The 6,254-nt window shown below is 40.4% G+C and carries 6 protein-coding genes; 4 read left to right on the top strand and 2 right to left on the bottom strand.

Going from position 1 to position 6,254, the window contains the following annotated elements; genetic code table 11:
* Positions 1 to 316 precede the first annotated feature (316 nt).
* The gene (locus tag B2W49_RS07815) at positions 317 to 601 is read left to right on the top strand and encodes a hypothetical protein (RefSeq protein WP_291338678.1); all 285 of its coding nucleotides are present in this window, start codon (positions 317 to 319) and stop codon (positions 599 to 601) included.
* A gap of 231 nt (positions 602 to 832) precedes the next feature.
* On the opposite strand, the gene B2W49_RS07810 is transcribed toward B2W49_RS07815, so the two are convergent.
* Entirely contained in the window at positions 833 to 2,773 is a 1,941-nt protein-coding gene (locus tag B2W49_RS07810) for an ATP-binding cassette domain-containing protein (protein ID WP_291338677.1), read from the bottom strand.
* Between the two features lie 385 nt (positions 2,774 to 3,158).
* Here B2W49_RS07810 and B2W49_RS07805 point away from each other — a divergent pair, with 385 nt between their 5' ends.
* From B2W49_RS07805 to erpA, 3 genes are all read left to right on the top strand, one after another.
* Positions 3,159 to 4,175 (top strand): putative solute-binding protein, encoded by a 1,017-nt coding sequence (locus tag B2W49_RS07805; RefSeq protein ID WP_230243666.1) that lies wholly within the window; start codon positions 3,159 to 3,161, stop codon positions 4,173 to 4,175.
* A gap of 183 nt (positions 4,176 to 4,358) precedes the next feature.
* Positions 4,359 to 5,366, top strand: coding sequence for a putative solute-binding protein (locus tag B2W49_RS07800; protein WP_291338676.1), 1,008 nt, complete (start codon positions 4,359 to 4,361; stop codon positions 5,364 to 5,366).
* A 133-nt stretch (positions 5,367 to 5,499) separates the two neighbouring features.
* On the top strand, positions 5,500 to 5,835 hold the full coding sequence (gene erpA / locus B2W49_RS07795; RefSeq protein WP_004969742.1) for an iron-sulfur cluster insertion protein ErpA: 336 nt from the start codon (positions 5,500 to 5,502) through the stop codon (positions 5,833 to 5,835).
* Positions 5,836 to 6,014: 179 nt separating this feature from the next.
* Here the strand turns inward: erpA and B2W49_RS07790 are convergent.
* Positions 6,015 to 6,254: transposase domain-containing protein (locus B2W49_RS07790; RefSeq protein ID WP_291331358.1), on the bottom strand; the 240-nt coding region annotated here is incomplete at its 5' end.

Genomic DNA, 6,254 nt, shown 5'->3' with positions numbered 1-6,254 from the left:
AACAGCAATCAATTTTAGCTTTAGCAACATCAATACCAAGATAAAACATAATCTTTACCTGCTTTAATTATTCAATTATTGTTTTAGCATAACCACCGTCTTTTCTTGTGAATGCAGCATCAAAGTGCTTAGTTACCGTCCAGAGTTGTGCAAGTGGTTAGGGTAAATTGTAGGTTTTATCTCTTGCACAGACTAAAAGTCTTAGGTCTATTACAAACTCTACAATTTGCATATAGTGGAAGCTAATCACTACAACCTCCAAGATACAAGGTCTAATTTAAATAGTAAAAGTACGATTACTTTTCCATCTAAATTTTTGGCTCAACCTCAATTATTCACTATTGCTGAGCATAACGTAGGTAAAAAATTTCCAATGCTTGATATATATCCTTATATCAAGGGAAGTAATAATCTCAAGATTAAGTTAGCCGAAGTAAATAAAGGTACTAATACTAATACAGCGAATCAGATAGCAAAATCATTAAATTTTTCGGAAATCGATTCTACTGAAACTCGTTTAATTGAGGGATCTGATACTCCAGTCGTGCCGCGCAAAAAGTCTCTATGGCTGCGGCTGCTGCAACTTGTGCATCTACAATAAGCTCTAATTTAGCGAGTTATCGAAGCCTTTTGACAAGTACAGGGGGAGTAAAGATTTCAGCATGTGAAATTAATGACTCGGGTTTTTATGGTATGGTGATTGTGAAGCTAAACTAAAGATTAAAAGTTTTACGAATATGTCATATGAGTATGCAACATACACAATGCATCTTCTATCCAATATGATGAGATTTAACCCTATTTCGCATAGGGTTAAATCTCATCGATATGCTTATTCAAAACTGCTTTCGAGTTCTTCTAATTCCATCATCAATTCAAGCATGTGTTCTTCTGCCTGTGCCAATTTGGTTTTCAGATCATTTTGTTCATTCATGAGTTTGAGTAAATCATCTTTACGGTTGGCATCGTAAAGGGCAGGATCTGCCAGTTCGGTTTCAATTTCAGTCAGACGCGGTTGAATTTTTTCAATTTGCGCTTCGTATTTTTCAATATTTTTACGAATAGGGCGAGTTTGTTCACGGCGTTGTGCTGCCAGTTTACGTTGCGCTTCTTTATCTACTTTGGCGAGGTTGGTTTTGCTTTCAACCACTGGACTTGGATTGGATGGAGCTGCGTTAGATGAGCTTTGTTTAAGCATGTCTGAACGGGCTTGGCGTAACCATTGGGCATAATCCTGTAAATCGCCTTCAAACTCTGTGCATTGTCCTGCGTGAACCAAGAGTAAGTCATCACAGACACTGGCAATCAATTGACGTTCGTGTGACACCAATACCACTGCACCTTCATAATCCTGTAAAGCCATGGTGAGGGCATGTCGCATATCTAAGTCTAAATGGTTGGTCGGTTCGTCCAGAATCAGTACGTTAGGGCGTTGCCAGACAATTAAAGCCAAAGCCAAACGCGCACGCTCACCTCCTGAAAAACTTTCACAAGGTGTGTCCATACGTTCACCACTAAAGCCAAAACTGCCTAAAAAGGCGCGTAAAGTGGCTTCGCTGATTTTTTTATCGGCAATGCGTGCCAGTTGTAGCATCGGGCTGGCAGTATCATCCAAAGCATCCATTTGATGCTGCGCAAAATAGCCAATATTGAGTAACTCTGAGGCTTTACGAGTACCTGACAATAATGCCAATTCACCCACTAAGGATTTAATTAAGGTCGATTTACCTGCGCCATTCATCCCCAATAAACCAATACGGCTGGTCGGAGTAATTTGTAGGTTAATTTTGCTGGCAATCACTTTATCTGCATAACCAATGCTGACGTGTTCCAAGGTCAGTAACGGCGAACTCATTTTGGTCGGTTCACGGAAACTGAAGGTAAATGGGGTATCTACATGTGCGGGGGCAAGCAATTGCATGCGTTCCAATTGCTTGATACGGCTTTGTGCCTGCCGTGCTTTGGTGGCTTTGGCTTTAAAGCGATCAATATATTTTTGTAAATGTGCACGGGTTTCTAATTGTTTTTCATACGCTTGTTGATGTTGTGCCAAGCGTTCACTGCGAGTGGTTTCAAAGGTTGAATAATTGCCTGTATATAAAGTCAGTTCGCTATTTTCAATATGTAAAATATGATCGGTAATGGCATCTAGAAAATCACGGTCATGGGAAATCAGCACCAAAGTTCCCGTATAGGCTTTGAGCCAGTCTTCTAACCATAAAATTGCATCTAAGTCTAAGTGGTTGGTTGGTTCGTCCAGTAACAATAGTTCTGAGCGACTCATTAAGGTGCGTGCTAAATTTAAACGCATCCGCCATCCACCTGAAAAACTACTGACAGCCAAGCTGTTTTGATGTTCCATAAAACCTAAACCTGCCATGAGTTGTGCGGCTTTGGCAGGTGCGGTATAACCATGAATTTCATCAAAACGACCATGCAAATGCGCAAGTTGGTCATTATTTAATTGTTCAGGATGTTGTAGTTGTTGTTGAATGTTCCAGTATTCTTCATCACCCGATAGCACAAAATCAATCGCAGGCAAATCCAACGCTTTGATTTCCTGTGCCATGTGTGCCACAGTCCAGCCTTGTGGACGGCTTAGCATACCTTCATCTGGAGTTAAGCTGCCCAAAAGCGCAGCAAATAAACTGGATTTTCCTGCACCATTGACGCCTGTAAGACCGACTTTCCAGCCTGGATGGATTTGCATAGACGCTTTTTGAAATAAAACACGTCCACCGCGGCGTAAAGAAACTTGGTCAAGTTGAATCATGGTGCTTACTGGTCACAACAAAAGTTGGGCATATTCTAATGTAAGCCCGCTAGAAAACAAAAATAAGCCTAGTTTTATTTGTGATTTGCGAAAAATCTCTTTTGTGATGCTTAAAAACTACGTTGCAGCAACAAAATTTTTTATAACTTTGTAAACAAGCGCAAAAGACGTGCATGTTGTAAACGATTTGATTTTAATCTAAATCTATAAAATATATGTGAATTATGGAATCAAAGTGATAGCTTAAATAAGGCAGTATAAGTTTTGGCAGAATTGACAGACGAAATTTGAGTAAATGCTCTATTTTTTTAATTTGAACTTGCTTAATATTTGTTTCGTGTACGGACACTCAAAAATAAAAAAAATCTGTAGAAGGATCGAAACAATGAAAAAAATATGGGTCAGCACAACATTGACTGCATTCGCAGCGATCGGTTTTAGTGCTCAGGCGCAAGCAGCAAAAGTAGATGTATGTGTCTTTGACTTACTGGGTAAGTCAGGTGAATCTTTTCAAATGGCACAAGAATGGGCGCTAGCCGCAAAAGGCTGGGGTGCAGAAGTCAATTTAATTGCGCGTCAGGATGAAGCTGTTGCAGACAATGACTTTAAAGCAGGCAAATGTGATGGGGTATTTATGACTGCCATGCGTGCCCGTCAATACAATAAGTTTGCAGGGTCGATTGATGCTTTAGGTGGTGCACCAAATAATGCGATTGCACAACGTGCCATCAGTTTTGCTTTAGACAAACGCAATGCTGCGAAAATGGTCACCAATTTAGGTGGAAAGAAATATGAAGTTGCGGGTATTTCACCTTTAGGTTCGGCATTCATTTTTGTGCGCGACAAGAATATCAGTTCGATTGAAAAAGCAGCAGGGAAAAAATTTGCGGTATTGGGCTATGATGATGCACAAAAAATTATGGTGCAGCGTGTAGGTGCGCAAGCCGTCATTTCTGATGTGTCTAACTTTGTGGCAAAGTTTAACAATGGTCAGGTCGATATGGTCGGCGCGCCTGCCTATGCGTACAAACCTTTAGAAATCTACAAAGGTTTAGCTAATAACGGGGCAATGTTTAATTTCCCTGTATTACAAGTGACCGCAGACTTTGTAATTCGTCCTGAACAATTCCCTGCAGGCTTTGGACAAAAATCACGAGATTGGTTTGTAAAAAACCTACCTAAAGCGATGAGTATGATTAATCGTTTAGAAGGTGAAATTCCAGCCAAATATAAAATGAACCTGAGCGCAGAAGATAAAACCAAATATCAAAAAATGCTGCGTGATGGACGTATGGATATGACCAAACGCGGCATTTATGACCCTGCTATGATGAGTGTGTTAAAACGTGCTCGTTGTTCTGTCGAAAAAACCAATTTTGAATGTTCACTGGGTGGTGAATAGATTGATTTTTAATAAAAAACCTAGAAAATTCTAGGTTTTTTTATATTGAAAGATTTGTCAATTGAGCCATATCAGCCAGAGATTAAAATTCGTTAATCTAAGCGTGATGAGAAGAACAGTGATGCAAAATTGAAGTTTAGATCAACTGTGCGCAGAAAAACAAAAAATAGAAGGAATTAGGAAATGAAACAATGGACGCAAGCTTTATTATTTGGTGCAGGCTTGTCTTTAGCCGCCAGTACAGTGCAGGCCAAACAAGTGGTTTGTGTATTCGACTTGGTCGGTAAAAATGGTGATGTCTATAACTTAATGCAAGACTATCAATTGGCGGCCAAAAACTGGGGTGCAGAGATTGAGTTACGCGTAGGTCAAAACGAAGGCGTGATTGCAGAAGATTTTAAAGCAGGAAAATGTGATGGTATTAGTGTGACCGGCATGCGTGGTCGTCAGTTTAACCATTTTACAGGCTCATTGGATGCAATTGGCGCGATTCCAGATTTAAAACTGGCAGTCAAAGTCATGCAAGGTTTGGCAAGTCCTGCTTTCGCCAAATATATGCGCAATGGTCAGTATGAAGTCGCAGGCGTCATTCCCGTGGGTGATGCCTTTTTGATGGTGAATGACCGCAGTATTAATAGTGTCGCCAAAGCTGCAGGAAAAAAAATTGCGGTTTTAGATTATGACCAAGCGCAAAAAATTATGGTACAGCAAATTGGTGCGCAAGCAGTAAGTGCCGATGTCACCAATTTTGGCAGTAAATTTAACAATGGTCAGGTTGATATTATTGGTGCGCCCGCTGCGGTATTCCGCCCTTTGGAACTCCATAAAGGTTTAGGTACTAAAGGTGCAATTGTGAATTATCCAATTTTACAAGTCACGGGCAATATTATTATCCGTCCTGATAAATTTCCTGCAGGATTTGGTCAAAAATCACGTGATTGGGTGAAAGGGCAGTTACCACGTGCCTTTGGTATTCTGGGTAAAATGAAAGCTGATATTCCTGCAAAATATTGGATGCAAGTGCCTGCAGCAGATCAACCAGGTTATCAGAAAATGATGCGTGAATCGCGGATTGACTTAACCAAACGTGGTGTTTATGACAAACGCATGATGAAATTATTATGGCAATTCCGTTGTAAACAAGCGCCAACCAATTTTGAATGTGGTTTGCATGACGAAAATTACAAATAATTGGAGAATCTTGAGGTAAATACTCAGAATTCACTTTAATTCTGCATCACTGTCCCAATATTGAGTATGCTATACTTGATAAGTGGTCTTTTTGCAGAAAAGACATCTGAATTGTACCTGAGGAAAATCCATCATGAATGCCCAAGCACTTGAGCTCACCGACAACGCTGCTAAAAAAGTTCGCCAATTGCGTGACAGTGAAGGTAATCAAGACTTAATGCTACGTGTATATGTGACGGGTGGCGGTTGTTCAGGCTTTTCTTATGGCTTTAACTTTGCAGAAAGCCAAAATGAAGATGATGCAGAATTTGTGAATGGCGATGTAAAAATGCTGGTCGATTCGCTCAGCTATCAATATTTAGTTGGCTCGGTCGTGGACTATATTGAAGGCTTGGAAGGTTCGCGGTTTGTGGTACAAAACCCGAATGCAACTACGACTTGCGGTTGTGGTTCTTCATTCTCAATCTAAGTGAAATTTAAACATTTTTGAGTATCAGCATCTGAAAAAGTAGATTGATGCGCTCAAAATGATCAAAGCCTTTCCTATATTATAGAATAGGAAAGGCTTTTTTTTTTTGCTACTGATCTGGTTTAAAAGTGCATCCTTAAACCAAAGTCGTAAGCGTCCGCTGAATCCCATACCAATTTTTAATTCAATTTAGGTTTCCAGCAGTGTGGCAGTAACTCTTCAATCTGGGTCACTTTATGTGTCGGTAACCTTTTCAGCACATCACTTAAATAGGCATACGGATCCAGCCCATTCAGCTTTGCTGACTGGATTAACGTCATGATGTTTGCCGCTCGCTGACCACTGCGCAGCGAACCTGCAAACAGCCAGTTCTTGCGCCCCAACGCCCAGGGACGCATCTGATTCTCGACCCAATTATT

Origin of the sequence: Acinetobacter sp. UBA801 (genome assembly GCA_002296655.1) — a bacterium.
Taxonomy (GTDB): domain Bacteria; phylum Pseudomonadota; class Gammaproteobacteria; order Pseudomonadales; family Moraxellaceae; genus Acinetobacter.
This window is presented reverse-complemented; position numbering and strand designations above follow the sequence as displayed.

Excerpts from the sequence above, each read along its gene's own strand:
- B2W49_RS07800 (WP_291338676.1), top strand. The coding sequence starts at position 4,359 with ATGAAACAATGGACGCAAGCTTTATTATTTGGTGCAGGCTTGTCTTTA.
- B2W49_RS07810 (WP_291338677.1), bottom strand. The coding sequence starts at position 2,773 with ATGATTCAACTTGACCAAGTTTCTTTACGCCGCGGTGGACGTGTTTTA.
- B2W49_RS07805 (WP_230243666.1), top strand. The coding sequence starts at position 3,159 with ATGAAAAAAATATGGGTCAGCACAACATTGACTGCATTCGCAGCGATC.
- erpA (WP_004969742.1), top strand. The coding sequence starts at position 5,500 with ATGAATGCCCAAGCACTTGAGCTCACCGACAACGCTGCTAAAAAAGTT.